This window comes from Intrasporangium zincisolvens, assembly GCF_034724055.1.
Classification (GTDB): domain Bacteria; phylum Actinomycetota; class Actinomycetes; order Actinomycetales; family Dermatophilaceae; genus Monashia; species Monashia zincisolvens.
In genome coordinates, this window is record NZ_JAWIIL010000008.1 from 13,024 (window position 1) to 38,225 (window position 25,202).

24 protein-coding genes are annotated in these 25,202 nt (G+C 73.1%); 11 read left to right on the forward strand and 13 right to left on the reverse strand.

Translation table 11 applies throughout. The annotated features are described in order from the left end of the window. Positions 1 to 14: 14 nt before the first annotated feature. Both RY076_RS18125 and RY076_RS18130 read right to left on the reverse strand, forming a co-directional pair. Entirely contained in the window at positions 15 to 1,607 is a 1,593-nt protein-coding gene (locus tag RY076_RS18125; RefSeq protein ID WP_323100530.1) for an acyl-CoA mutase large subunit family protein, read from the reverse strand. A gap of 101 nt (positions 1,608 to 1,708) precedes the next feature. Continuing rightward, positions 1,709 to 2,224 (reverse strand): GbsR/MarR family transcriptional regulator, encoded by a 516-nt coding sequence (locus RY076_RS18130; RefSeq protein ID WP_323100532.1) that lies wholly within the window; start codon positions 2,222 to 2,224, stop codon positions 1,709 to 1,711. Positions 2,225 to 2,327: 103 nt separating this feature from the next. On the opposite strand from RY076_RS18130, the gene RY076_RS18135 reads away from it, so the two are divergent. The 4 genes from RY076_RS18135 to RY076_RS18150 all read left to right on the forward strand — a co-directional run bounded on the left by RY076_RS18135 (position 2,328) and on the right by RY076_RS18150 (position 6,932). Beyond that, a complete protein-coding gene (locus RY076_RS18135; RefSeq protein ID WP_323100534.1) occupies positions 2,328 to 3,239 on the forward strand; it encodes an ABC transporter ATP-binding protein in 912 nt (303 codons plus the stop codon). Further along, positions 3,236 to 4,873: an ABC transporter permease gene (locus RY076_RS18140; protein ID WP_323100535.1), complete on the forward strand. Its 1,638-nt coding sequence runs from the start codon at positions 3,236 to 3,238 to the stop codon at positions 4,871 to 4,873. Before RY076_RS18135 ends, RY076_RS18140 begins: the two co-directional genes overlap by 4 nt. Before the next feature lie 60 nt (positions 4,874 to 4,933). Continuing rightward, positions 4,934 to 6,022: a mannose-1-phosphate guanylyltransferase gene (locus RY076_RS18145; protein ID WP_323100536.1), complete on the forward strand. Its 1,089-nt coding sequence runs from the start codon at positions 4,934 to 4,936 to the stop codon at positions 6,020 to 6,022. Between the two features lie 106 nt (positions 6,023 to 6,128). Then, positions 6,129 to 6,932, forward strand: coding sequence for a GNAT family N-acetyltransferase (locus RY076_RS18150; RefSeq protein WP_323100538.1), 804 nt, complete (start codon positions 6,129 to 6,131; stop codon positions 6,930 to 6,932). Here RY076_RS18150 and RY076_RS18155 read toward each other — a convergent pair. Further along, entirely contained in the window at positions 6,922 to 7,899 is a 978-nt protein-coding gene (locus tag RY076_RS18155) for an SDR family NAD(P)-dependent oxidoreductase (RefSeq protein ID WP_323100539.1), read from the reverse strand. The genes RY076_RS18150 and RY076_RS18155 overlap by 11 nt on opposite strands. 119 nt (positions 7,900 to 8,018) lie before the next feature. Between RY076_RS18155 and RY076_RS18160 the strand changes: the two genes are divergently transcribed. From RY076_RS18160 to RY076_RS18180, 5 genes are all read left to right on the forward strand, one after another. After that, complete coding sequence (locus tag RY076_RS18160) at positions 8,019 to 9,218, forward strand: glycosyltransferase family 4 protein (protein WP_323100541.1); 1,200 nt, start codon at positions 8,019 to 8,021, stop codon at positions 9,216 to 9,218. A 201-nt stretch (positions 9,219 to 9,419) separates the two neighbouring features. Then, the gene (locus RY076_RS18165; protein ID WP_323100762.1) at positions 9,420 to 10,082 is read left to right on the forward strand and encodes a succinate dehydrogenase cytochrome b subunit; all 663 of its coding nucleotides are present in this window, start codon (positions 9,420 to 9,422) and stop codon (positions 10,080 to 10,082) included. Positions 10,083 to 10,085: 3 nt separating this feature from the next. Beyond that, the gene (locus tag RY076_RS18170; protein WP_323100543.1) at positions 10,086 to 12,122 is read left to right on the forward strand and encodes a fumarate reductase/succinate dehydrogenase flavoprotein subunit; all 2,037 of its coding nucleotides are present in this window, start codon (positions 10,086 to 10,088) and stop codon (positions 12,120 to 12,122) included. Positions 12,123 to 12,127: 5 nt separating this feature from the next. Next, positions 12,128 to 12,871: a succinate dehydrogenase/fumarate reductase iron-sulfur subunit gene (locus RY076_RS18175; protein ID WP_323100545.1), complete on the forward strand. Its 744-nt coding sequence runs from the start codon at positions 12,128 to 12,130 to the stop codon at positions 12,869 to 12,871. 101 nt (positions 12,872 to 12,972) lie between these two features. Continuing rightward, positions 12,973 to 14,466, forward strand: a complete 1,494-nt coding sequence (locus tag RY076_RS18180) for a D-alanyl-D-alanine carboxypeptidase family protein (RefSeq protein WP_323100546.1) — start codon at positions 12,973 to 12,975, stop codon at positions 14,464 to 14,466. Positions 14,467 to 14,594: 128 nt separating this feature from the next. On the opposite strand, the gene RY076_RS18185 is transcribed toward RY076_RS18180, so the two are convergent. Genes RY076_RS18185 through RY076_RS18195 form a run of 3 tightly spaced genes read right to left on the reverse strand, consistent with a single transcriptional unit; the run spans position 14,595 to position 17,003 of the window. Beyond that, the gene (locus tag RY076_RS18185; RefSeq protein WP_323100547.1) at positions 14,595 to 15,269 is read right to left on the reverse strand and encodes a class I SAM-dependent methyltransferase; all 675 of its coding nucleotides are present in this window, start codon (positions 15,267 to 15,269) and stop codon (positions 14,595 to 14,597) included. Positions 15,270 to 15,313: 44 nt separating this feature from the next. Then, entirely contained in the window at positions 15,314 to 16,471 is a 1,158-nt protein-coding gene (locus RY076_RS18190) for a YihY/virulence factor BrkB family protein (RefSeq protein WP_323100548.1), read from the reverse strand. A gap of 4 nt (positions 16,472 to 16,475) precedes the next feature. Continuing rightward, positions 16,476 to 17,003: a 2'-5' RNA ligase family protein gene (locus RY076_RS18195; protein ID WP_323100550.1), complete on the reverse strand. Its 528-nt coding sequence runs from the start codon at positions 17,001 to 17,003 to the stop codon at positions 16,476 to 16,478. 122 nt (positions 17,004 to 17,125) lie between these two features. Here RY076_RS18195 and RY076_RS18200 point away from each other — a divergent pair, with 122 nt between their 5' ends. Continuing rightward, positions 17,126 to 18,229, forward strand: coding sequence for a glycosyltransferase family 4 protein (locus RY076_RS18200; RefSeq protein WP_323100552.1), 1,104 nt, complete (start codon positions 17,126 to 17,128; stop codon positions 18,227 to 18,229). Positions 18,230 to 18,288: 59 nt separating this feature from the next. Here the strand turns inward: RY076_RS18200 and trpS are convergent, their stop codons facing one another. The 3 genes from trpS to RY076_RS18215 form a co-directional block, all read right to left on the reverse strand. Continuing rightward, positions 18,289 to 19,338 (reverse strand): tryptophan--tRNA ligase, encoded by a 1,050-nt coding sequence (gene trpS, locus RY076_RS18205; protein ID WP_413785795.1) that lies wholly within the window; start codon positions 19,336 to 19,338, stop codon positions 18,289 to 18,291. Positions 19,339 to 19,368: 30 nt separating this feature from the next. Further along, positions 19,369 to 19,875 carry a hypothetical protein gene (locus RY076_RS18210; RefSeq protein ID WP_323100555.1) on the reverse strand — a complete coding sequence of 169 codons (507 nt, stop codon included), beginning with the start codon at positions 19,873 to 19,875 and terminating at the stop codon, positions 19,369 to 19,371. Positions 19,876 to 20,200: 325 nt separating this feature from the next. Continuing rightward, the gene (locus RY076_RS18215) at positions 20,201 to 20,998 is read right to left on the reverse strand and encodes an exodeoxyribonuclease III (protein ID WP_323100556.1); all 798 of its coding nucleotides are present in this window, start codon (positions 20,996 to 20,998) and stop codon (positions 20,201 to 20,203) included. Positions 20,999 to 21,116: 118 nt separating this feature from the next. Here RY076_RS18215 and RY076_RS18220 point away from each other — a divergent pair, with 118 nt between their 5' ends. Further along, positions 21,117 to 22,133 carry a MauE/DoxX family redox-associated membrane protein gene (locus tag RY076_RS18220; RefSeq protein ID WP_323100557.1) on the forward strand — a complete coding sequence of 339 codons (1,017 nt, stop codon included), beginning with the start codon at positions 21,117 to 21,119 and terminating at the stop codon, positions 22,131 to 22,133. A 78-nt stretch (positions 22,134 to 22,211) separates the two neighbouring features. On the opposite strand, the gene RY076_RS18225 is transcribed toward RY076_RS18220, so the two are convergent. The 4 genes from RY076_RS18225 to RY076_RS18240 all read right to left on the reverse strand — a co-directional run bounded on the left by RY076_RS18225 (position 22,212) and on the right by RY076_RS18240 (position 25,201). Further along, positions 22,212 to 22,823, reverse strand: a complete 612-nt coding sequence (locus tag RY076_RS18225; protein WP_323100559.1) for a hypothetical protein — start codon at positions 22,821 to 22,823, stop codon at positions 22,212 to 22,214. 100 nt (positions 22,824 to 22,923) lie between these two features. Continuing rightward, positions 22,924 to 23,238 (reverse strand): PqqD family peptide modification chaperone, encoded by a 315-nt coding sequence (locus tag RY076_RS18230; protein ID WP_323100561.1) that lies wholly within the window; start codon positions 23,236 to 23,238, stop codon positions 22,924 to 22,926. After that, a complete protein-coding gene (locus RY076_RS18235) occupies positions 23,235 to 24,023 on the reverse strand; it encodes a hypothetical protein (RefSeq protein WP_323100563.1) in 789 nt (262 codons plus the stop codon). Before RY076_RS18235 ends, RY076_RS18230 begins: the two co-directional genes overlap by 4 nt. Further along, positions 24,020 to 25,201: a glycosyltransferase gene (locus tag RY076_RS18240; RefSeq protein WP_323100565.1), complete on the reverse strand. Its 1,182-nt coding sequence runs from the start codon at positions 25,199 to 25,201 to the stop codon at positions 24,020 to 24,022. The genes RY076_RS18235 and RY076_RS18240 overlap by 4 nt, the downstream gene beginning before the upstream one ends. Position 25,202: the final 1 nt, after the last annotated feature.

The following is a 25,202-nucleotide window of genomic DNA, read 5'->3' on the forward strand; positions in this document are numbered from 1 at the left end:
CCGGCGGGCGCGGGTCAGAAGGTCTCGCGGGGGTGGTAGACGCCCCACACCTCGCGCAGGGCGTGGGCGACCTCGCCGCCGGTGGCGCGGGCGGCGAGCGCGTCCTTCATCGGGTAGAGGAGGTTGTCGGTGCCGCGGGCGGCGTCCTGCAGCCGCGCGAGGGCGGCGTCGACGGCGGCCTGGTCGCGCTCGGACCGCAGTGCGGCGAGGCGGTCGCGCTGCTCGGCCTCGATGGACGGGTCGACGCGCAGCGGGTCGTAGTGCTCCTCCTGGTCGAGGGTGAAGCGGTTGACGCCGACGACGGTGCGCTCGCCGTTGTCGATCTCGAGCTGGACCCGGTAGGCGGAGCGCTCGATCTCGGACTTCTGGAAGCCCTGCTCGATGGCGGCCACGGCGCCGCCCTTGTCCTCGACCTGCTGGATGAGGTCGAGCACGGCCGCCTCGATCTCGTCGGTCATCGACTCGACGACGTACGAGCCGGCGAACGGGTCGACGGTCTTGGTCACGTCGGTCTCGTAGGCGATGACCTGCTGGGTGCGCAGCGCGAGTCGGGCCGCCTTCTGGGTGGGCAGGGCGATGGCCTCGTCGAAGGAGTTGGTGTGCAGCGACTGGGTGCCGCCGAGGACCGCGCCGAGCCCCTGCAGGGCGACACGGACGAGGTTGACCTCGGGCTGCTGCGCCGTCAGCTGCACGCCGGCGGTCTGGGTGTGGAACCGCAGCATCTGGCTCTTGGGGTTCGTCGCGCCGAACTGCTCCTTCATGATCCGAGCCCAGATGCGCCGGGCCGCGCGGAACTTGGCGACCTCCTCGAGCAGCGTCGTGCGGGCCACGAAGAAGAAGGACAGCCGCGGCGCGAAGTCGTCGACGGCCAGCCCTGCGGCCTGCGCGGCGCGGACGTACTCCATCGCGTTGGCCAGGGTGAAGGCGATCTCCTGCACGGGCGTCGCCCCGGCCTCGGCCATGTGGTAGCCGCTGATCGAGATGGTGTTCCAGCGCGGCATCTCCTTGTGGCAGTAAGCGAAGACGTCGGCGATGAGGCGCAGGGACTCGCGCGGCGGGTAGATGTAGGTGCCGCGGGCGATGTACTCCTTGAGCACGTCGTTCTGGATCGTGCCGGCCAGCTTGTCGCTCGGCACGCCCTGCTCCTCGGCAACGAGCTGGTAGAGCAGCAGGAGCGTCGAGCCGGGGGCGTTGATCGTCATCGACGTCGAGATCTCGCCGAGCGGCAGACCGTCGAAGAGGACCCGCATGTCGTCGACCGAGTCGATGGCGACGCCGACCTTGCCGACCTCGCCGTGCGCGATCGGCTCGTCCGAGTCGTAGCCCATCTGCGTCGGCAGGTCGAAGGCGACGGAGAGGCCGCCGGTGCCGGCCTTGACGAGCTGGTGGTAGCGCTCGTTGCTCTCCTTGGCCGTGCCGAAGCCGGCGTACTGGCGCATCGTCCACGGCCGGCCCGTGTACATCGACGGGTAGACGCCGCGGGTGAACGGGTAGCTGCCGGGGGCGCCGAGCTTGGCCTCGGCGTCGAAGCCCGAGAGGGCCGACGCGTCGTAGACGGGCTCGATGGGCAGGTCGGACTCGGAGCGCGCGCCGGTGCTGTCAGCCATGGTGCCGAGCGTATCGGCGGGTCGGTGGCCCACGCGTCGGGCGTCGGTGAACGTTGCCGATCTCACGTCAGGTGGGGCCACCGAACGTGGCCTCTCGACGGTCAGGCGGTGTCGGCCCACTCGGCGAGCAGCTCGGCCTTGCGGTCCTCCCAGCGCTCACCGAGGGTCCGCATCTCCTCGCCGATGAACTCGAGGAACGACACCGACAGCTGGAGTCGCTGGCCGGCCGGCGTGGCGGTGCCGCCGACGGCCGTGACACCGGTGCGCATGCTCGACTCCATGTGGTTCATGACGCGGTCGCGGCTGAGGATGGCGCCGTGCCAGGCGTCGGCCTGCACCACGTAGACGTCGCGGCGGGTGCCGCGCTCGCGCTCCTTGCCGATGAGGAAGGTCTGGGTGAGGTAGCGGACGGCCCCCGAGACGGCGGCGGGGCTGACGTCGAGGGCCTCGGTCAGCTCGGCGGCGGTCATCCGACCGTCGTCGTCGGCGAGCAGGCAGGCGAAGACGCGGGCCGCGAGGCGCGGCATGCCGGCCTCGGTCAGGGCGTCGCCGAGGCGCTCGACGTACGCCGCGACGGCCTGCTCGTCGCGCCGTGGTGCCCTGCGTCGTGCGCCCATCGTCGCCTCCCCACCGTTGCGGCCGCGTGCGCGGCTCCTGGCCAGACCCTAACTGAGGATCACTTCATTCAGTAAATCGTGAATCTTGTGTATCGTCGAGAGCATGACCACGGCGATCGAGGTCCACGACCTCCGCAAGTCCTTCGGCCACACCGTCGCCCTCGACGGTCTCGACCTCGAGGTGGCCACCGGCGAGATCCACGGGTTCCTCGGGCCCAACGGCGCCGGCAAGTCAACGACGATCCGGATCCTGCTCGGCCTGCTGCGCTCCGACGGCGGGCACGCGACCCTGCTCGAGGGCGACCCCTGGCGCGACGTCGAGACGCTGCACCGACGCCTCGCCTACGTGCCGGGCGACGTGGCCCTCTGGCCCAACCTCACCGGCGGCGAGGTCATCGACCTGCTCGCCCGGCTCCGCGGCGGCATCGACGAACGGCGCCGCGCCGACATGCTCGCGCGCTTCGACCTCGACCCGACGAAGAAGGGCCGCTCCTACTCCAAAGGCAACCGGCAGAAGGTCGCCCTCGTGGCGGCGCTGTCCTCCGACGTCGAGCTGCTCGTCCTCGACGAGCCGACGTCCGGGCTCGACCCGCTCATGGAGGCCGTCTTCGAGGACGCCGTCCGCGAGTTCCGTTCTGCGGGAGGCACGGTGCTGCTCAGCAGCCACATCCTGTCCGAGGTCGAGTCGCTCTGTGACCGCGTCAGCATCATCCGCGAGGGGCGCAACGTCGAGTCGGGCACGCTGACCCAGCTGCGGCACCTGTCCCGGACGCGCGTCGAGGCGACACTCGCCCGCCCGCTCGACGCGTCGTCGCTGGCCGGGATGCCCGGCATCGCCGACGCCGAGGTGACCGGAGCGCACGTGACGTGCACCGTCGGGGCCGACGACCTCGGCCGGCTCCTCGAGGTGCTCGGTGCCCACGGCATCACCGCCCTGACGAGCGCGCCCCCGACGCTGGAGGAGCTCTTCATGGAGCAGTACCGCAGTGGCGGTGCGCCCGTGGTGGCGTCATGAGCACCATCACCGCCCCCGCCCGCGGCGGCGTCCGGTCGGCCGCGGGCCTGACCGGCACCCCGTCGCTGCTGCGCCTCGCGATGCGCCGCGACCGGGTTTTCGTGCCCGTGAGTGCGGTCGCCCTCGCGGGCTTCGTCGCGATGTCGGCCGAGGCAACCTTCAAGCTCTTCCCCGACCTCGCCTCCGCGCAGCAGTCGATGGCGCCGACGCTGGCCAACCCGGCACTCGTCGCCATGTACGGCCCGATCTCGAGCCTCGGCATCGACTCCATCGCGACCTTCAAGTCGATCCTGCTCGGCGGCGTCTTCCTCGCGATGCTCGCCTACGTCGTCGTGCGCCGGCACACCCGCATCGAGGAGGAGGCCGGGAGGCTCGAGCTGCTCGGGGCGGGCGTCGTCGGGCGTCGTGCCGCGCTCGGCGCAGCCGTGCTGCTCGGCACCGGCGCCGTCGTGCTGACCGTGGCGCTGACGGTGCTGTGGTCCGTCGCCGTCGGGCTCGACGCCGCCGGCTCGGTCGCGCTCGGGGTCTCATGGCTCGTCATGGGGCTGTCGTGGGTCGGCGTCACGGCCGTGGCGGCCCAGCTGACGTCGAGCGCCCGCGGCACCGCCGGCTGGTCGCTGGGCGCCCTCGCCGTGGCGTTCCTCGTGCGCGCCGTCGGCGACACGGCGGCCGATGACAGCCCGGCGCGGGTGCTCACCTGGTTCTCACCGCTCGGCTGGGGGGTCAAGGTGTCGCCGTTCGGGGCGAACCGGTACTGGGTCGTCATCCTCGGGGTCGTCCTCTACGTGCTCCTCGTGGCCGTCGCCTTCGCGCTGCTCGACCGGCGCGACCTCGGCGCGGGAGTGCTGCCGAGCCGGGCCGGCCGCGAGCGCAGCGACATCGGGTCGGCGGCGGGACTGACGGTCCGGCTGGCCCGCGGGATGCTCGCCGGGTGGGGCGTCGCCTATGTCGTGCTCGGCGTCGTGCTCGGGTCGATCGCCGGCAGCATCACGAGCTTCGTCGACTCCCCGCAGGTCGAGGACATGCTGCGCGCCATGGGGGGCGACGCCGGCTCGATCACCGACATCTACTTCTCGAGCGAGCTGCACTTCGCGGCCGTCGCGGCGGCCGCGCTCGCCATCGCCGTCGTGACGCGCATGCACACCGAGGAGACCACGACGCGGGCCGAGGCGCTGCTCGCGACCCCGGTGCGACGCACCACCTGGGCCTACGGGCACCTCGCGCTGGCCGTGGCCGCGAGCGCCGGGGTCATGGTGGTCGGTGCCCTCGTCGCCGGCCTGGTGCACGGTTCGGCGGAGGGTGACGTCGGCGGCTTCGTGGTGCGCCTCGTCGGTGCGGCGCTCTCGACGCTGCCGGCGGTGTGGGTGACGCTCGGGGTCGCGATGCTCCTCTACGGGCTGTGGCCGCGGTTCACCGGCCTGGCGTGGGCCGTGCTCATCGGCTTCCTGCTGCTCGGCGAGTTCGGCGACCTGCTCGACCTGCCCGACTGGCTCGTCGGCCTGTCCCCCTTCTCGCACCTGCCCGCCCTGCCGGGCGGATCGGTGCAGTGGCTGCCCCTCGGCGTCCTCACCGTCCTCGCCGTCGCCATCGCGGCACTGGGGGTCGCCGGGCTGCGACGCCGCGACATCGGCTGAGGCCGGAGGCGGGGACGAACCGGTTCGGGCCCACGGCTGCTCATCGGTACGGTGTCCCCCATGAGTGCGATCCCCGGCTTCTGGGCCGTCATCCCCGCCGGCGGGTCCGGCACGCGGCTCTGGCCGATCTCGCGCCGCCAGTCCCCCAAGTTCCTCCACGACCTCACCGGATCGGGACAGTCGCTGCTGCGCGCCACGTGGGACCGGCTCGAGCCGCTCGTCGGCGACCAGATGCTCGTCGTCACCGGCGTCGCGCACGAGGACGCGGTGCGGGCGCAGCTGCCGATGCTCGGCCACGACGCCGTCGTCGGCGAGCCGTCGCCCCGTGACTCGATGCCGGCCATCGGGCTCGCCGCAGCCATGCTCGAGCGGCGCGACCCCGAGGCCGTGCTCGGGTCCTTCGCGGCCGACCACGTCATCCGCGACACCGCAGCCTTCGAGAGCGCGGTGCGGGAGGCCGTCGCCGTGGCACGCCAGGGCGACCTGGTCACGATCGGCATCGAACCGACCCACCCCTCAACGGCATTCGGCTACATCCGCCTCGGTGAGCCGCTGGCCGTCGCGGACGCCCCGAGCGCCCACCGCGTCGACGAGTTCGTCGAGAAGCCCGACGCCGACACCGCGCGCAGCTACCTCGGGACCGGCGAATACCGCTGGAACGCAGGCATGTTCGTTGTCGGCGCCACCACCCTCCTCGAGCTGCTGGCCGAGAACCACGCCGACATGGTCGACCACCTGCGCATCATCGCCGCCGACCCGCGTCGGATGCGCGACCTGTGGCCGGTGCTGCAGAAGATCGCCATCGACCACGCCGTCGCCGAGCCCGCGGCGGCAGCCGGACGCGTCGCCGTCGTGCCGGCGGCCCTGGGCTGGGACGACGTCGGCGACTTCGCCGCGCTGACCCAGCTCGTCACCTCGTCGAGCGACCTCCCGGGGATCACGGCGATCGGCCCGGCCGACGACATCCTCAGCATCGACTCGACGGCGACGGTCGCCACCGGAGGCCGGCTCGTCGCCCTCATCGGTGTCGACGACCTCGTCGTCGTCGACACCCAGGACGCTCTCCTCATCACACGCCCCGACCGAGCCCAGGACGTCAAGAAGATCGTCGAGGAGCTCACGGCGCGCGGGCGCACCGACCTCACCTGAGCCGCCTACGCCGCCACACCGGCCAACGCGTCGGGTGCGTCCGCCGCGCCGGCCGGGTCTGTGCGAACCGGCCGCTCGAGGCGTCACGCGGGGCGACAGTGGAGGCATGACCTCGATGTTGCCCGGGCAGGGCGAGCACCTGACGACCGGCTGGGAGCGCGACCTCGACCCCGCCGACTCCCTCGTGCGCCAGGGCATCGACGCCCACGTGTCGTGGGCGCGGGCGCTGACGACAGCCGCTCGCGGCCGGTTCGTCGAGGCCGACGCCTTCTGCGCCGGCTTCGGGGGCGGCGCGTCGGCACTGCTCAACTGGGCGATCGTGACCCGCCCGCCGGAGGACTGGGCCGCGGTCGCCGAGGCGATCGTCGAGGCGTACGGAGCGGACACGTCCGCCCTCGTCGTCAGCCCGTTCCCGACGCCCGACCTCGCACCGCTCGGCCTCGGGCTCGTCGGCCACCCGCCGTTCATGCTGCGACCGACCTCGACCATCACCGAGCCACCGCGGACGGGCGTCGAGGTGCACGAGGCCCTCGACCGTGAGGCGCTGGTCGCCGCGGAACGCGTTCTCGTCGAGGGTTATCCGATGCCCGACATGGCTGACCTGCCACCGGGCGACTTCTACCGGCCCGAGGTCGTCGACGGCACGACGCGCGTCTTCGTCGGGTACGCCGACGGCGAGGCGGTGGCCACCGCCGCGGCCCACTCGGCCGCCGGCCTGACCGTCGTGGAGAACGTCGCCGTCCGCGGCTCGGCCCGCGGCCGCGGCGCCGGAGCCGCCCTGACGTGGGCCGCGACGACCGCCTGGCCGGAGCAGCCGGCCGTCCTCATCGCCAGCGACGACGGCCAGCCGGTGTACGAGCGGCTCGGCTACCTGCGCATCGTGCGCTGGACGTGCTGGGTCAAGCCGTAGGGCCGGGCGCGCCGGTCTCGTCGCGGACGAACCGCCAGAAGCGCTCCACCTCGTCGCCCGACTCGACACCGACGGGTGCGTAGTGCGTCGGCCGGCGCCGCCGGTCGTGCCAGAAGCCGCCGGTCCCGGTGGGGTCCCCGGTGGCCGTGAGCCAGACCGCGGTGTCGGCGCCCGAGTCGGCGTCGCGCAGCAGCGGACCCGTCAGCGCGGCGAACCGGGGTAACGAGTCGGTGACGCCCGGGGTGTCGGCCCACCCGGGGTGCATCGCGTTGACCCGGATGTCGGCGGCCGCGAGGTCGCGGGCCCACAGCTCGGTGAGGACCAGCTGCATCCGCTTGGTGCGCGCGTAGGCCGTGACACCGGAGTAGCCGCCCGACGCGCTGGCGTGCCACTCCGGGTCGTCGGCGTCGAGGCGCTGGCCGTAGGCGCCACCAGAGGTCACGACGACGACGCGCCCGGCAGCGAGGACGTCGCGCAGCCCGTAGGTGAGCACGTGCGGGCCGAGGACGTGGGTGGCGAGCGACAGCTCGTGCCCCTCCGGCGTCGTCGTGCGCTGCTGCGGCATGACGCCGGCGTTGTGGACGACGGCGTGCAGGCGCGGGACGCGAGCGGCGAGGTCACGGGCGAAGTCGGCCGTGGCGGCGAGGTCGCTGACGTCGGCCACGGCCGCCTCGACCTGCGCCTCGGGCACGTCGGCCTCGAGGCGGCGTCGCGCCTCGTCGAGGCGTCGCTCGTCGCGACCCGTGACGTGGACGACGGCGCCGAGACGCAGCAGCCCCCGGGCGGTGGCGAGCCCGAGACCGCCGCTGCCGCCGGTGACGAGGACGTGCCTGCCGACGAGCGCCCCCGGCACCGGGTCGTCGGGCCACCACGTGCGCCGCAGGGCCGGACCGATCCGGGTGTAGCCGAGCACGAAGGACTTGTCCATCAGCCAGTCGAGCGCGGCCGCCGCGTCGTGGAGCACCATGGCGCCACCCTAGGTGGCCCTCCCGGGTCGCCGTCCGGCACGAGGTCGTCACCGAGCCGTCACCCGACCCACCCCGCGGTGTCGCCCGGCTGCCGGGTGGGCCCGGCCACGGTGGTCCCGTGCGCGTCGCCATCGTCACGGAGTCGTTCCTGCCGCAGGTCAACGGGGTCACGACGAGCGTCTGCCGGGTCGTCGAACAGCTGGCCGAGCGTGGCCACGACGTCCGGGTCGTCGCTCCACGGTGCCGAGACGGCGGCCCCGAGGTGTTCCACGGGGCCCGGGTGCACCGGGTCGCCTCGGTGCCGGTGCGCAGCTTCGACGTCGGGCTGCCGACACGCGAGGTCGAGCGGGTGCTGCGGGGGTTCGCGCCCGACGTCGTCCACGTGGCGAGCCCCTTCGCGGTGGGTGCCGCCGGGCTCACCGCGGCCCGACGCCTCGCCCTGCCGACCGTCGCGGTCTACCAGACCGACATGGCCGCCTACGTGCGCCGCCACACGCCGGGTCCGGCGGGTGCCGCGGCTGCCGCGACGACGTGGCGCTGGATCCGCCGCCTGCACGCGTCGGCTGACCTGACGCTCGCCCCCTCGAGTGCGTCCCTCGCCGACCTCGAGACCCACGGCATCGAGCGAACCGCCCTGTGGGGGCGGGGAGTCGACGCGTCGCTGCACAACCCCGCGTGGCGTCTCGACGCGCTGACGCGGGCCGTGCGGCGCGAGCTCGCCCCCGGAGGCGAGCGGCTCATCGGCTATGTCGGGCGGCTCGCCCCGGAGAAGGAGGTCGAGCGGCTCGCCGAGCTCGCCGCCCTGCCGGGCACACGGCTCGTCGTCGTCGGCGACGGCCCTTCGCGCGACGACCTGGCCCACGTCCTGGGGCAGGCGGTTGCCCGCTCCTCCGGCGGCCGACCTGGCACGCCCCTGCCGCCGGCGTTCCTCGGTGAGCGGCACGGCGACGACCTCGCCCGCGCCTACGCCGCCCTCGACGTCTTCGTGCACACCGGCACGTCCGAGACCTTCGGGCAGACCCTTCAGGAGGCCGGTGCCACTGGCCTGCCCGTCGTCGCGCCTCGCGCCGGCGGCCCGGTCGATCTCGTCACCGACGGCGTCGACGGCCACCTGTTCGACCCGGAGACGCCGGGATCGCTGCGGGCCCACGTCGAACGGGTGCTGGGTGACCCCGTCCACGCGGGCTCGCTCGGTCGCCGGGCGCACGAACGGGTCCGCGGACGTTCCTGGTCGGCCGTCGTCGACCGCCTCCTCGAGCACTACGCCACGGCAAGAGACACGGCCGCGCAGCGCGTCGCCCGACGCGTCGCGGCCTGACGCGTGCGCTCCGCCGGGCCCGGCCGCGTCGAGGGTTCGTGGCCGGTCCGTGACCCCGACGCTGTTGGAATGGTCACAGTGCGCGCTACCCGGGGGTACGGCGTCGGAGCACGGAATCCGCGGCGGTAGGGTGCGCGGGTGGCCACCAACACTCTCCCAGCGACGGGATCCCAGAGACCTGCGTCGGCACGCCGTACCACGGTGTTCATGAAGTTCCTCATGGCCGTGTCGGGCGCGCTCTTCGTGTTCTACGTGCTCCTGCACATGTACGGGAACCTCAAGATCTTCGGCGGTGTCGAGGCGTTCGACGAGTACGCCCTGCACCTGCGCACCCTGCTGACGCCGATCCTGCCCTTCGGCGGGTTCCTCTGGCTCTTCCGCGCCCTGCTCGTCGTGGCGCTCGTCGCCCACGCCTACTCGGCCTTCCACCTGTGGAGCCGGGCCCGCGGTGCGCGGACGAACCGCTACGTCGCCAAGGAGGCCGCCCGCGCGACGGTCAAGAGCAAGATGATGCGCTGGGGCGGCGTCGCCCTGCTGCTCTTCCTCGTGTGGCACCTGCTGCAGTTCACGATCCTCAAGTTCAACGTCGGCCCCGACGCGGTGTCCGGCGACAGCGCCGGCCAGCTCGTCATCTCGAGCTTCCAGGTGTGGTGGGTCGTCCTCATCTACCTGCTCGCGCTCGTCGCCCTCGGGATGCACCTGTGGCACGGCGTCTGGAGCGCCACGCAGACGCTCGGCTGGGCCTCCACGGCCCGGGCCCGCCGCAACGCCAAGGCCACCGCGACGGTCATCGCCCTCGTCACGGCCGTCGGTTTCGCGCTGCCGCCGCTCGCCATCCTGTTCGGAATCGTCAAGGGGAACTGATCCATGACCGACACGACGGCCACCACGACCGCCCCCACCGAGGCGCCGGCCGCCCCCACCGAGGCGCCCGTCGCCCCGGGCGTCGCCCACGGCCTCTACACCGAGGGCGCGCCCCTCACCGACCCCAAGGCTCCGGCCGGCCCCATCGAGGGCCGCTGGAACAAGCGCAAGTTCGAGGCCGCGCTCGTCAACCCGGCCAACCGCCGCAAGCTCTCGGTCATCATCGTCGGCACCGGCCTCGCCGGTGGCGCGGCCGCCGCGACGCTCGGCGAGGCCGGCTACAACGTCAAGTCCTTCTGCTACCAGGACTCCCCGCGCCGCGCGCACTCGATCGCGGCCCAGGGCGGCATCAACGCGGCGAAGAACTACAAGGAGGACGGCGACTCCGTCTTCCGTCTCTTCTACGACACCGTCAAGGGCGGCGACTACCGCTCGCGCGAGTCGAACGTCTACCGCCTCGCCGAGGTCAGCGCCAACATCATCGACCAGTGCGTCGCGCAGGGCGTCCCGTTCGCCCGCGAGTACGGCGGCCTGCTCGACAACCGCTCCTTCGGTGGCGTCCAGGTGTCGCGCACCTTCTATGCCCGCGGCCAGACGGGCCAGCAGCTGCTCATCGGCGCCTACCAGGCGCTCGAGCGTCAGGTCGCGGCCGGCACCGTCGAGATGTTCAGCCGCCACGAGATGCTCGAGGTCGTCATCGTCGACGGCAAGGCGCGCGGCATCATCGCCCGCGACCTCGTCACCGGTGAGGTCGAGACGCACCTCGCCGACGCCGTCGTGCTCGCCTCCGGCGGCTACGGCAACGTCTTCTTCCTGTCGACCAACGCGATGGGCAGCAACGTCACCGCGACGTGGCGCGCACACCGCAAGGGCGCCTACTTCAGCAACCCCTGCTACACGCAGATCCACCCGACCTGCATCCCGGTCTCCGGCGACCACCAGAGCAAGCTGACGCTGATGTCGGAGTCGCTGCGCAACGACGGCCGCATCTGGGTGCCGAAGAAGAAGGAGGACTGCGACAAGGACCCGCGGCAGATCCCCGAGGAGGACCGCGACTACTACCTCGAGCGGATCTACCCGTCCTTCGGCAACCTCGTCCCCCGCGACATCGCCAGCCGCCAGGCCAAGAACGTCTGCGACGAGGGTCGCGGCGTCGGCCCGATGGTCGGCGACTTCCGCCGTGGCGTCTACCTCGACTTCGCCGACGCGATCGCGCGCATGGGTGAGGCCACGGTCCGCGAGAAGTACGGCAACCTCTTCGACATGTACCTGCGGATCACGGGTGAGAACCCGTACGAGGTGCCGATGCGCATCTACCCCGCGGTGCACTACACGATGGGCGGCCTCTGGGTCGACTACGACCTGCAGTCGAGCATCCCCGGCCTCTTCGTCGCGGGCGAGGCGAACTTCTCCGACCACGGCGCCAACCGCCTCGGCGCGTCCGCGCTGATGCAGGGCCTGGCCGACGGCTACTTCGTCCTGCCGAACACCATCCGCGACTACCTGGCCAAGGGCCCGTTCGAGAAGCTCGACGAGTCCAACCCGCAGGTCGCCGAGGCCAAGGCGTCGGTCGATGCCCGGGTCGCGAAGTTCCTGTCGATCAACGGCGAGCGCAGCGTCGACTCCTTCCACAAGGAGCTCGGCAACATCATGTGGGAGTACTGCGGCATGGAGCGCACCGAGGAGGGCCTGCTCAAGGCCATCGACCTCATCCGCGCGCTCCGTGACGAGTTCTGGCGCAACGTCAAGGTGCTCGGCGCCGCCGACACGCTCAACCAGAGCCTCGAGAAGGCCGGCCGTGTCGCCGACTTCATCGAGCTCGGTGAGCTGATGTGCATCGACGCCCTCCACCGTCGCGAGTCCTGCGGTGGCCACTTCCGCGCCGAGTCGCAGACCGAGGACGGCGAGGCCCTGCGCCACGACGACCAGTTCGCCTACGTCGCCGCCTGGGAGTTCGGCGGTGACGGCGGTTCGCCGGTCCTGCACAAGGAAGACCTCGTGTACGAGTTCGTCGAGATGAAGCAGCGGAGCTACAAGTGAGCGGCATGAACCTGACCCTGAAGATCTGGCGCCAGGCCGGTCCGACGTCCAAGGGCGAGATGGTGACCTACCCGGTCAGCGACATCTCCCCCGACATGTCCTTCCTCGAGATGCTCGACGTGCTCAACGAGCAGCTCAACGCCCGCGGCGAGGAGCCGATCGCCTTCGACTCCGACTGTCGCGAGGGCATCTGCGGCATGTGCGGCCTGATGATCTCGGGCAAGGCGCACGGCCCCGAGGTGACGACGACGTGCCAGCTGCACATGCGCAGCTTCTCCGACGGCGACGTCATCACCGTCGAGCCGTGGCGCGCCGACGCGTTCCCGGTCATCAAGGACCTCGTCGTCGACCGTGGCGCCTTCGACCGGATCATCCAGGCGGGCGGCTTCATCAGCGCCAACACCGGCTCGGCCCCCGAGGCCCACTCGGTGCCGGTGCCCAAGCCGGCCGCGGACCGCTCGTTCATGGCGGCGGCCTGCATCGGCTGCGGCGCCTGCGTCGCGGCGTGCCCCAACGCGTCGGGCATGCTCTTCATGGGTGCCAAGATCACCCACCTCGGCGAGCTGCCGCAGGGCCAGCCGGAGCGCGACGCCCGCGTCGTCGACATGGTGAGCCAGCACGACGCCGAGGGCTTCGGCGGCTGCACGAACATCGGCGAGTGCGCCTCGGCGTGCCCGAAGGAGATCCCGATGGACGTCATCAACCAGCTCAACCAGGACCTGCGCCGCGCGCTCTCGCACGGCCGCTGACACCGTCCGCCACGGCGCCACCGGACGCGTCCCGACGCGTCCGCGCCACGCCCACCGACGACCCGCCCCGGACCACCGGGGCGGGTTAGTCTTTGCCCGCCATGACCAGCGCCACCCCGACCCGCCGGAGCCGAACGGCCCGACCGTCCCGACGCCGCACCGCCGCGCGCGTCGTGGCCCCCGGCGTCGTTGCTGCTCTCGCGGCGTCGCTCGCGGTCGCGGGAGGCAGCGCGGGGCCGGCCTCGGCAGCTGCCCGCGCCCCGCAAGGGCTGACCGCGCTGGCGTGCCAGCCGTGGCAGACGGCGGTGACCGTGCCACCCGGCACCGTCCTGACGCCCCGCGTCTTCCCCACCGCCGAGCCCCCCGCCGCGCGTCCGCCGACGACGAAACCGGTCGCGAAGCCCGGTAACAAGCCCGGTGCCAAGCCCGCGCCGCGCCCGCGCGTGGTGTGCCGCAACGCCGCCCCGACGCCGTTCGCGCAACCCGCCTGGGACCCGGACACCGTCGTCGGCGGCCCGCGCCTCGCGTCGAAGGGCGTCGTCGTCGATGCCGAGCCGGGCACGCCGATGCCGCCCGCCGTGTACGACGTGTCCTACGTCGTCGCCGACCTCACGACCGGCGAGGTGCTCGCGGCGAAGTCGGCGCACGCGTGGCTCCGGCCGGCGAGCACCCTCAAGACCCTCACCGCCCTGACCCTGCTTCCGCTGCTCGACCCGCACCAGGTCGTCGTCGCCTCCCCGGACGCGCAGGCCGCGGCCGGCACGCGCGTCGGCATCCTCGCCGGCAACCGCTACCCGGTGGCGAACCTCGTCGACGCGATGCTCATGTTCTCGGCCAACGACGCCGTGTACGCCCTCGCCGACGCGGCCGGGGGCTACGACCACACCGTCGAGCTGATGAACGCGCGGGCGCGGGAGGTCGGCGCGTTCGACACGCTCGTCGTCGACCCGAGCGGCCTCGACGACGGCGACCAGCGCTCGAGCGCCTACGACCTCGCCGTCATCGCCCGCGACGCGATGCGCCTGCCCGAGTTCCGCACCGCCGTGGTCAAGCGCGACGCCGTCTTCCCGGGTGGCCGCGACGCGAAGGGGAAGGTCTGGAAGCCGTTCCACGTCTACAACATCAACGACCTCCTGCGGCACTACCCCGGCGCCATCGGCGTCAAGCCGGGTCGCACCGACCGGGCCCAGCACACCTTCATCGGGGCGGCCACCCGCGGCGGGCGCACGCTCCTCGTCGCGCAGATGGGCAGCGTCACGGGCTCGTGGAAGCCGACCGCCGCGCTGCTCGACTGGGGCTTCGCCAACGCCCACCGGGTGACGCCGGTGGGCCGGCTCGTCGACCCCGGTGAGGCGGCGCCCCCGGTCGCCGCGCCTGCCCTGACGCCGCTGCCGTCGGCGACCGCCGGTGCCGGCTCGTCGGCCGGTCGGACCCCGGGCGCGTCCGGATCGACGGGCACGCCCGTGGCCGGGTCGACGGTCACGGCGAGCGACCCCGGGTCGCTCGCGGTGCTGGCGGGCGTCGGCCTGCTCGTCACCGCGGGGGTCGTCGGCGTCGGCGCCAGTGTCCGACGCCGCCGCCGAGCCCGGCTCTGACCGCGTGACGGGTGGGGTTTCGTGCTCACTCGAGGACAGAGGCGACGGTCAGGGTCGACGGTCAGGGTCGACGGTCAGGGGCGTCGGTCAGGGGGCGACGGTCAGGGGCGACGGTCAGGGGGCGACGGTCAGGGGCGTCGGGGACGGGCGACGACGACGAAGTGCACGTACGCCATGTCGCCGAAGGGCAGTGGCACGACGCGGGCGGCGGCGCGCAGCAGCGCTGAGTCGCTCGCGGCCCAGCGCCGGCCCATCGTGTTAGCGCCCTCGCAGGAGAGCACCTCGTAGCCGCAGTCCTGGAACATCTCGACCATGGTCGCGCGGGTGAAGAACCGCAGGTGGGTGCGGTCGAGGGTGCCCTGGTCGACGTAGTCCCAGCGGCCGCGGAGCAGCTTGAGGACGACGGGTGCGTACCGGATGCTCGGGATCGCCGCGACGACGACACCGGTCTCGGTGAGCAGCGGCGGCACCTGACGCAGCACCGACCACGGGTCGACGAGGTGCTCGAGGACGTCGTTGAAGAACACGGCGTCGTAGCGCTCGGCCCGGCCCTCGAGCGCGTCGGGGAAGTAGCCCTCGACGACCTCGTCGAAGCCGTGGCCCTCGCGCGCGGCCGCAGCCTGCGAGGCGACCGCCTCGATGCCGACGACCCGCGCGTCCGGGCCGAGGACGCGTCGGAGGGTCACGCCGAAACCGCCTGCGCCGCAACCGACGTCGAGCACGGCACGGGCCTCTGCCGGGACGAACGGTGCGACGTCGAGGCGTGCGTTGTCGACGTAGACGTCCTGCTGAAGCGGTTGCACGGTCGGTCCTTCTCCCCCGGTGAGGCCGTCCCCGGGCACCCGGGTCAGCGTGCCGCCACCCTACGCAGCCTCCGGGCCGCTCCGGCGACGAACACGGTGAATCCGCCCAGGACGAACCCTGCCGCCACGCTCGCCCGGTCGACGGCTCGCGACGGGACACCGGCCGCCGTGCCGTGCTGGCCCGACGGGACGGGCACAGGACCCCCGGCCCCGCCGGTGTGGACCTCGGGATCGGTGCCGCCGTACGGCACCAGGCGGGTGTCGCTGCGCGCGGCCACGGGCGCGACGAACGAGGGCCGGGCGACCTGGCCCGGCCCGAGCCGCACCCCCTCGGGCTCGAGGCCGCTGAGGTCGGCGCGTCCGGCGGCCCACGCGGCCGACAGCAGGACGACGCGTGAGATGAGGTTGAGCCAGACGAGCAGACCCACCGACAGTGCGACGGCACCCAGCAGGGGGTTGGCGGTGGCCCGGCCGATGAGCCAGGCGCCGAGCAGCTTGAGGACGGTGAGGGCCAGGGCGCCGAGCAGGGCGGCGTCGCGAACCTTCGGCCACGGCAGGGGCACCCCGGACAGGACCCGCAGGAGCACCACCATGATGAGCGTGTCGACGGCGAACCCGACCGCGGCTCCGGCCAGCGCCACGACGGCGGCGTTGCCGGCCAGGCCGACCCGGGACGCCACCCACGAGGCGAGCCCGCCGGCCGCGCTCGTCAGGATCGCCGACACGACGACGGCCACGCCCAGGGTGACGAGGACGAGCAGGTCGCGGGCCTTGGCCGTCACCGCGTTGCCGGACGCCTTGTCGAACCCGAAGATGCCGCGGATCCCCGTGCGCAGCGCACCCACCCAACCGAGGCCTGCGAGCAGCAGGGTCACGAAGGAGACGAGCCCGGTGACGGTCAGCGTCAGGCTCGATGGCGCCTCGACGCTGATGATCCCGTTCGGGTTCTCGGGCGTCTTGACCATGCCGGGCAGGATCTGGTTCAGGGTGTCGGCGATGGCGGCGAGCAGGTCGGGCCGGTCCTGCAGGAAGAAGCCGAAGATCGCGAACGCGAGGGCGACGGCCGGGAAGACCGAGAAGAAGGCGAAGTAGCCGACGCCGGCGGCGAGCAGGTTGCCATTGGCTGCGCTGAACCGCTGCCAGGACTCGTAGGCGTGCGTGGCCTTGAGCCGATCGATCGTCCGCTTCAGCCACTCGGGCACGGGGTCAGCCTCCAGACAGTGCGTAGGTGTGGACGGGGCGCCACACCTCGTCCGTACCCTGTTCGTAGAGGTGGAGCGCCCCGACGGTGAACTGCACGGCGTAGCCCGCGAGCTCCTCGAAGGCGCGGTCGAGGTCGGGCGCGGGCACGTTGTGGGCGACCGTCACGTGCGGGTGGTAGTAGAACTCGAGGCTGCGCGTGACCGGCCCGGACCGCAGGTGCTTCTCCAGGGCCTCGCACGCGGAGACGCCCTGGGCGACCTGGATGAACACGACGTCGGACACCGGGCGGAACGTGCCGGTGCCGCGGAGCACGACCTCGAAGGGGGCGTGCCGCTCGGCGACGTCCGCACAGTGCGCGCGGAACGCCGCGTAGACGTCGTCGTCGACCGGCGTCGGCGGCAGCAGGGTGATGTGCGCGGGGATCTTCGACGCCTCGGGGTCGCCGAAGTCCGCCCGGCGGCCCTCGAGGAACTCGCCGTGGGGTGACGGGATCGGGATCGAGACACCGATCGTCCGGGGCGCAGCAGTCACGACCCCGACCGTACCGAATGCGGATGCGGCGCACCCGTCCGGGCCGGGTCGGGCTCGCACCGAGCGTACGGTCGGGCGGCGAGCCGCCCGGGCGACGCGCCGCCCGACCGTACGCTGGGCCCGTGCCCGGCCGACCCGCCCCCGACGCCACCGGTGGTCGCCGGCAGCCGCTGCGGGTCGCGGCGCTGTTCGTCAGCGACTGGGGGCACGAGTTCCGCGACGTCGCCGCCGGGCGCGTCCCGTCGCACCGTCTCTTCGGGATGGCCGAGCTGGCCGCCCGCGGCCACGACGTGCGCCACCTGACGCGTCGACGCCGGTGGCTGCGCCTGCCGCGGGCCCTCGAGTGGCGGGCGGCGCAGGCGACCTGGCTGCTGCGCGAGCAACGGCGGCTCGACGTCGTCGTCGCCACGCACGAGGCAGCGGCGCTGCCCGCGCTGCTGCTGCGCCGGCTGGGCCTGCTGCGTCGGCCGGTCGTCGTGCTCACCGTCGCCGCGCTCGAGGCGACGTCGCGGCCCGGGCGCGCCGGACGCGTCCAGCGGCTGGCTCTCGCGGGCGCCGACGCCGTGACGGTCTTCGCGTCGGCGCAGGTCGAGCCGCTCGCCCGGCGCCTCGGGCTGGCCCCCGGACGCGTCCGCGCCGTGCCGCTCGGCGTCGACACCGCCTGGTTCCGTCCGCGCGAGGACCATCGGGACGGCGGCGTGCTGTCGGTGGGCACGAACGGCGGCAAGGACTACCCGACGCTGGTCCGGGCGCTCGGTTCCGGCGTGTCGTGCACCGTCGTCACCGACCCCTGGAACCGCGAGCAGGCCGCGGCGGCGTTGGCGCAGCTGGACGCGGGCCAGCGGCCCGACGTCGAGTTCCGCGCCGACGTGCCCATCGGGGTGCTGCGCGACCTCTACGCCCGTGCCGAGGTCGTCGCGCTGCCGTTGCGGGAGTCCGCGGTGTCCTCCGGCCAGACCGTGCTGCTGGAGAACCTCGCGACCGGCACGCCCGTCGTCGTCAGCGACGTCAGCGGCATCGCCGACTACGTCGACGCGTCGGTCGTGCGGCTCGTGCCCCCGGGGGACCCCGCGGCGCTCCGCGCGGCGCTCACCGACGCGTCGTGGCGCGACCGCGCCGCCGGTGGGCCGGCCCACGTAGCAGCGTCGTTCACGACCGACCACCTGGCAGCCGCCGTCGAGGCCGCCCTGCGCGACATCCTCGCCACCGGCGCTGACTGGCCCTGACAGCCGCTGACGGACGCTGACGGACGCTGACGGGCGCTGACGGGCGCTGACGGGCGAAGTCAGCCGCGACCGGGACGCGGCAGGAAGCCGACCTTGTCGTAGACGCGGCGCACCGTGGCCTCGGCGACCTCGGCGGCACGCTCGGCGCCCGAGGCGAGGATGCGGTCGAGCTCGGCGCGGTCGTCCATGAGGGCGAGGGTGCGCTCGCGGAACGGCGTCACCGCCTCGACGACGACCTCGGCGACGTCCTTCTTGAGGTCGCCGTAGCCCTTGCCGGCGTAGGCGGCCTCGAGGTCGCCGATGGCCGTGCCGGACAGGGCCGAGTGGATCGACAGGAGGTTGGAGACGCCGGGCTTGGTCTCCTCGTCGTAGCGGATGTCGCGGTCGGCGTCGGTGACCGCCGACTTGATCTTCTTGACGATGCGGTTCGGCTCGTCGAGGAGGCTGACGAGACCGGTGTCGGTGGCCGCCGACTTGCTCATCTTGGCCGTCGGCTCCTGGAGGTCCTGGATCTTGGCCGTGGCCTTCATGATGTGCGGCTCGGGCACGACGAGGGTGTCGCCGAAGCGCTGGTTGAAGCGCGTCGCGAGGTCGCGGGACAGCTCGAGGTGCTGGCGCTGGTCCTCACCGACCGGCACGACGTCGGCGTCGTAGATGAGGATGTCGGCGGCCTGCAGGATCGGGTAGGTGAAGAGGCCGACGTTGGTGTTGGTGCCCTTGGCCGACTTGTCCTTGAACTGGGTCATCCGGCTGGCCTCGCCGAACCCGGTGAGGCACGAGAGCACCCACGCGAGCTCGGTGTGCTGCGACACGTGGCTCTGCACGAAGAGCACCGACTCCACGGGGTCGACGCCGCCGGCGATGAACTGGGCGGCCGTCAGGCGTGTCCGCTCACGCAGGACCGCCGGGTCGGGCGCGACGGTGAGGGCGTGCAGGTCAGCGACGAAGTAGAAGGCGTCGTGCGTCTGCTGCAGGCGCACCCACTCGACGAGCGCCCCGATGTAGTTGCCGAGGTGCAGCGAGTCGCTCGTCGGCTGCATGCCGGACAGGCTGCGGGGCGTGGACGTCGGGACGGTGGGCGTCGAGGGCATGCGTGCATTCTGGCCCATCGACACCGATGGGCCCCAACCAGCCGGGCGTCAGGCCTGCGGCAGGCCGCAGCTGTAGTTGGGGAACGGACGGCAGCCACCGTTCCAGGTGCTGCCGTTGACCGTGGCCGTGATCGGCGGCGGGGTGACGAGAGGCGACGGGCCGACCGGGTCGTAGGTGTAGCCGAGGGTCAGCGTGCCGGCCTGGCTCTTGTTGTAGTTGCGCGTGTAGAGGGCGATGTTGCGCGGCGAGCCGGCCGCCACCTGGAACTGGCTGCCCACGATGGCGCACGAGTCGCCGTCCTGGATGAGGACGTCGTCGACACGGAGGCTGTCACCGTCGATGGTGATCGAGGTCAGGACGATGTCGGCCGCCACGGTGCCGCTGTTGAGGATGGTGATGCCGAAGACGTAGCCCTTGACGAGGTCGTTGGACCCGCCGGGCAGCTTGCAGCCGCTGCCGGTGAGCTTGAGCGCGACGACCACCGAGGCGGCGACGGTCGGCGCGGCCGCGGCGACGAGCACCACGGGCGTGGCCCAGGCGGCCCCACGTACCACGGTGCGCCGGCTCGGGCGGAGCGGCTCGGCAGCTGGGCTCGACGACCCCTCGGCCGGGCTCTCGGTGTGCCCCCCTGTGTGGCCATCCGTGTGGCCCTTCGCGTCAAACACGTCCTGCACCCTCCCCGGTTCGTGAACACGACTCGGACGCCCCCCATGACGTCCGATTCGGAGCGTAACGGCAGCAAAGGCTCCGTTGGAGGTGTTTCGCGCAGGTTGCCCCCGTGCGGGTGCTCGCGCGCCCTTCGGGCGGAATGCCGGATGGGTCCGAGGCAGGGACGACCGTGACGGGAGGGATGGGAGAGGCTGGAGCGACCGGAGCGGCTCAGAGGGCGTAGTCGACGACGACCGGTGCGTGGTCGCTCCACCGCTCGGCATACGTCGGCGCGCGACCCACCGACGCGGTCGTCGCGGCGGCCGCGAGGCGCGGCGTCGCCAGCTGGTAGTCGATGCGCCAGCCGGCGTCGTTGTCGAACGCCTTGCCGCGCCAGGACCACCACGTGTACGGCCCCGGGCCCTCGCCGGCGTGGGCGCGGTGCACGTCGACCCAGCCGTGCTCGTCGAACCAGCGGTCGAGGTAGGCCCGTTCGGCCTGGAGGAAGCCGGCCTTGGTGAGGTTGCCCTTCCAGTTCTTGAGGTCGGCCTCGCGGTGGGCGACGTTGAGGTCGCCGGTGACGAGCATGAGCTCGTCGGCGGCCGAGGCCCGCGCCATCCGGTCGGTCATCGCGTCGAGGAAGGCGTACTTGACGTCCTGGCGCTCGGTGCCCGCCTCGCCCGTGTGCACGTAGGCGGAGGCGACGGTCAGCGGCCCCGAGGCCGTGGCCACCTCGGCCTCGACCCAGCGTCCGGCGTCGGTGAAGGCGCCGTCGAGACCGACGCGGGTGACCGTGTGCGGCTCGCGCGTCAGCACCGCGACGCCGGCACGGCCCTTCGCCTCGCCCTCGGTGTGGGCGACCGACCAGTGCGACCAGCCGAGCTCGGCGAGGACCTTGGCGAGGTCGGCGTCGCCGGCGCGGACCTCCTGCAGGCACACGACGTCGGGGTCTGCGGCGAGGAGCCAGGGCAGGGCGCCGCGCCTCGCCGCGGCGCGGATCCCGTTGACGTTGGCCGTGACGACGCGCATGGCCGCGATTGTGCCCGAGGGCCCCGACACCGCTGCCACCCGGGTCCGGAGCGGACATGGGTCCCGGATGTGGTCGAACGCGACCAACGGGGCGCAGGGCGCTGCCTACAATCGCGACGTGCCGACCGATGCCCTCGCCATCGCGCCCGTGATCCTCGCGGCCGTCCTCGTCGTCAGCGCGGTGGGCAAGCTGAGGTCGCCGAGCCGCTCGGCCGAGGCCTTCCGCGACCTGCGCGTGCCCGCTCCCCTGCGCCACCGCGCCGTGGTCGAGGCGCTGCCCTGGGCCGAGCTGCTGCTCGCGGTCCTGCTCGTCACCGCCGGTGGTGCGCTGCTCGTCGTCGCCGCGGTCGCGGCCGTCCTCCTCTTCGCCGCGTACCTCGCCCTCGTCGTGCGGGCGCTCGGCTTCGAGGCGCCGGTGGACTGCGCGTGCTTCGGGGAGTTCGCACCGGGGCGCATCACGCGGCGCACCGTGGTGCGCAACGCGTGGCTGCTCGCCCTGGCGGTGCTGAACCTCGTCGCGCTGACCCTCGTCGTGCCCGGCCCGGCCGACGGCGCGTCGGTCCTCGCGCGCCTCGCCACCGACGGGGCCTGGGCGTGGCTCGTCGCCGCCGGCGCCGCGGCGCTCACGACGTGGCTCGTGACGGCTCCCTCCCCCGACGCCGGTGACGCCCCCTCGGCGCCCGCACCCGCGTCCGGCCCCCTCACCGACGACGAGGGCGACTACCTGCGTTCACGGACGCCGTCGCTGCCGGTGCTGCTCGCCGACGGCACCGAGACCGACCTGCGCCAGCTGTCGACGCGGCGTGCCCAGCTGCTCCTCTTCGTGTCCGAGGGCTGCGGCAGCTGCCAGGACGTCATCGCCGCGGCGCCGCACTGGCGCACCGAGCTGCCGGCCGTCGACGTGCGCGTCGTCGTCACCGCGGCCCCGGGCGAGGGGGCCCTGACCTCGACCGAGGAGCCTCAGAGCCTGCACGACCCGCGCCAGCGCCTCCGCGACACCTTCGGTTTCTGGGGCACGCCCTCCGCGCTCCTGCTCGGGGCCGACGGTCTCCTCGCCGGCGGTCCGGTGACGGGCAGCGAGGCCGTGCCCGAGTTCGTCGACGAGATCCGCGATCAGCTCGGCGCGCTCGCCTGACCAGTCACACAGACGGCGCGGACACCGGGTGGTGTCCGCGCCGTCGCGGTGAGTCGCTCCTTGGTGGTCTGCGAGTCCTCAGGCCGGGAGCGGGAAGATTCCGTCGATCTTGCAGTTGCCGCCGCCGTTCTCCTGCGCGGTGGGCGTCGAGGCGATGACGGTCGTGGCGGTCTGCGTGGGCCCTGCCGTACCGCAGCTGGACGTGTTGTTGCAGTCGAAGACGCGGTAGGTGACGGTCACGAGGGCGTTGGCGCTGTTGCCGGTGACGTTCGCGGACGTGTAGAGCAGGATGCGCTGGTTGGCCACGCCGTCCTTGGTGCAGAACTCGTGGTTGGCGTTCGAGCCGCACGGGCCGCACGAGCAGCCGCCGGCGTTGTCCTTGACGACGACCTTGAAGGCGCCGGCGTCCGCGATGCCCTGGATCGTGATGCTGTCGACGACCGTGACGGCGTCCCGCGGGAGCGGGCCGGTGGCATTGTGCGCGAACAGCTCGAAGACGTACCCCTTGAAGGTGTCGGAGCTGTTGCCCGGCAGCTTGCAGGCGCTGCCGGAGAAGGTCAGGAAACCGGCCGACGCGGCGACGGTCGGAGCCGCCGATGCGACCGCGATCGCGGGCACCGCCCACGCGGCGCCCTTGACGACCGAGCGTCGGCTCGGAGACGTCGCTGAGACGCCCTGGTTGTTGGACATGAGTACTTCCCCCCACTCGATGTTTTCCCCCCGGAGAACGATTCGAATGTAACCGGAAACAAGCCGCTGACCAGCGGTTTTACCGACAAGAGGAACGAAATCAGGGCCGCTGTGCGCCCGGTTTTTCGGCAGAAATCAGGCCAGTTCGTGACATGTCACCGAGGGCTTTCGCGGTGGCCTCTACGGCGTCGGAGTCGGGTGGAGCGCCGTATACCTCGACGAGCCGGGCCGCCACCTGCGCGACGGTCGCCGGCCCGGCCTCGAGGAGCTCGAGGACGACGGATCCGAGGTCGGAGACGCGCACGACCTGGTGACCGACCTGGCGCTCGACGAGGGCCACCGTGCCCTGGTCGGTCGTCAGGACGTCGACGACGGGCCCGAGCCGCACGACGGTGGTCGCCCCGTACCCGCTCACCGTGTCCTCCCGAGGACCTCGGTGACGACCGGCTCGAGGTCGGGCGCGTCGGCGAAGTGCAGGACCCGCAGCCCGCCGGCCGCCTCGACGGCGTCGGCCAGCAGTCGGAGCGGCGCGTCGAGCCGGGCCAGGGACGACGTCTCCGGGGCGAGCAGGACGAGGGCGTCGAGCAGCCCGACCTCCTCGACGTCGACCGGGGCGCCCGGGGTCCCGTCGCGGCGCAGCGCGACGATGCCGGCCAGCCACGGCCGCACCGTCGGCGAGGCGAGCCCGAGGTCGCCCGGGGCCGTCTCGTGCTTGAGGAACGCCGTGTCGCCCCGGCGCACCGACAACGGCTTGGGGTAGGCGAGCACCGTGAGGTCGCGGGTCAGCCCGACCGTCTCGTCGGTCAGGTACCCACGGCCGGGCCCGAAGGTGCTCGTGACGGTCGTCTTCCCGGTCCCCCCGGGTGCCGCGTAGACGAGGGTGGCACCGGTGCGCGGGTCGCACAGGGCCCCGGCGTGGAGCATGAGCAGCTGGCCGGCGGCCGCACCGATCGCCGCATGCGTGACGCTCTGCGTCAGCTCCTGCAGCGACGCCGTGCGCAGGGTCCGTGCCGAGGCGCCGCCCTCGACGGTGGGCACGGGTGGGTCGTGGTGCACCTCCGCGTCCACGGCATCTCCGGTGCCGGCGCCGGCGTCGAGGCACAGGTGCCACACGTGCAGGGCCTCCTCGAGCATCGACGCGTCGAGCGTCACCCGGATCCGCCGCCCGAGTGCCCGCACGACGAAGGAGGCGGGCCTCACGAGGAACCCCCGAGCCGCTCGAGCACCTCGCGCATCCGGTGCACCCGGTCGTCCCAGTCGAGCGTGGCCAGCCGCGCCTCGCGCTCGTCCGCGCGCGCACGCCCGCCCGACTGGTCGGCGACCGCGGGATCGCTTGAGCCCGTGAGGGTCTCGGCGACGGCAAGGATGAACCCGGCGCCGTCGGCGCAGCGCACGAGCGGGTCGTCGCTCTCGCGGAACCCGGCGACGGGCGTCGACACGACGGGACGCGCGGCGGCCGCGTACTCGTAGAGCTTGATGGGGTCGAGGCTGTCGGTGAACGGGGTGACGACGTGCGGCACGACGAGCACGTCGGCGTGCTGGAGGTAGCCGGGAACATCGGTGCTCGGTCGGGCGCCCAGGACGAGCGCGCCGGCTGCGCGCAGCCGCTCGGAGTCGCGGTGGTCCAGGGCGTCCGGCCCGACGAGGACGAGCCGGCCGGGTCCGCCGGCCAGCCCGGCGAGCGCCTCGCAGAGGTCGATGCACAGGTCGACGTCGAGGCGGTCGGCGTGCAGCGTGCCGGCGTAGAGCGCGACGGGCTGCTCGGGCAGGTCGGTCGGGCGATCGCGGGTGACCCGGTAGGCGGCGGTGTCGACCCCGTTGGGCACCAAGGTGACCGGCCGGTCGGCTCCCTTGCTGGCGGCCAGCGCCGGGGAGCAGACGACGACCTCGGCGCACCCCTCGAGGAGCACGTGCTCCTGGGCCCGGACGCGGTCGAGCTGGGCGGCGGCGCGGTCGGCGAGCGTCCAGTCGTCGGTGACGTCGTAGAGGGCGGGCCACGTCGTCGCCGTGACGAGCAGGGCACCGGTAGGGTCGTTGACCCACAGGGCCGGCGCGTCCATCCCCACCGTGCGTGAGGCCCGGATCACCTGCCGCGCCCAGCGGTCGTCGACACCGGAGTCGAGCCGACGCGGCAGCCACTTCGTCGGCTCGAAGAGCCACAGCGCGTCGGCGCCGACGCCGGGCAGCTCCGGCCCACGGCGCAGGCCCCGCCCGCGACGGGGCCGAGCCGCGCCGAGGGCGGCGTGGAGCGGGTCGGTGGCCGGCTCGACGAAGAGGACCCGCAGGTGTGGGTCCTCGCGCAGGAGGCCGCTGACGAGGTGCTGGTTGCGGCGCCACACGGTGTCCCAGGCCTCGAGCGAGGCGACGACGAGGTCCATG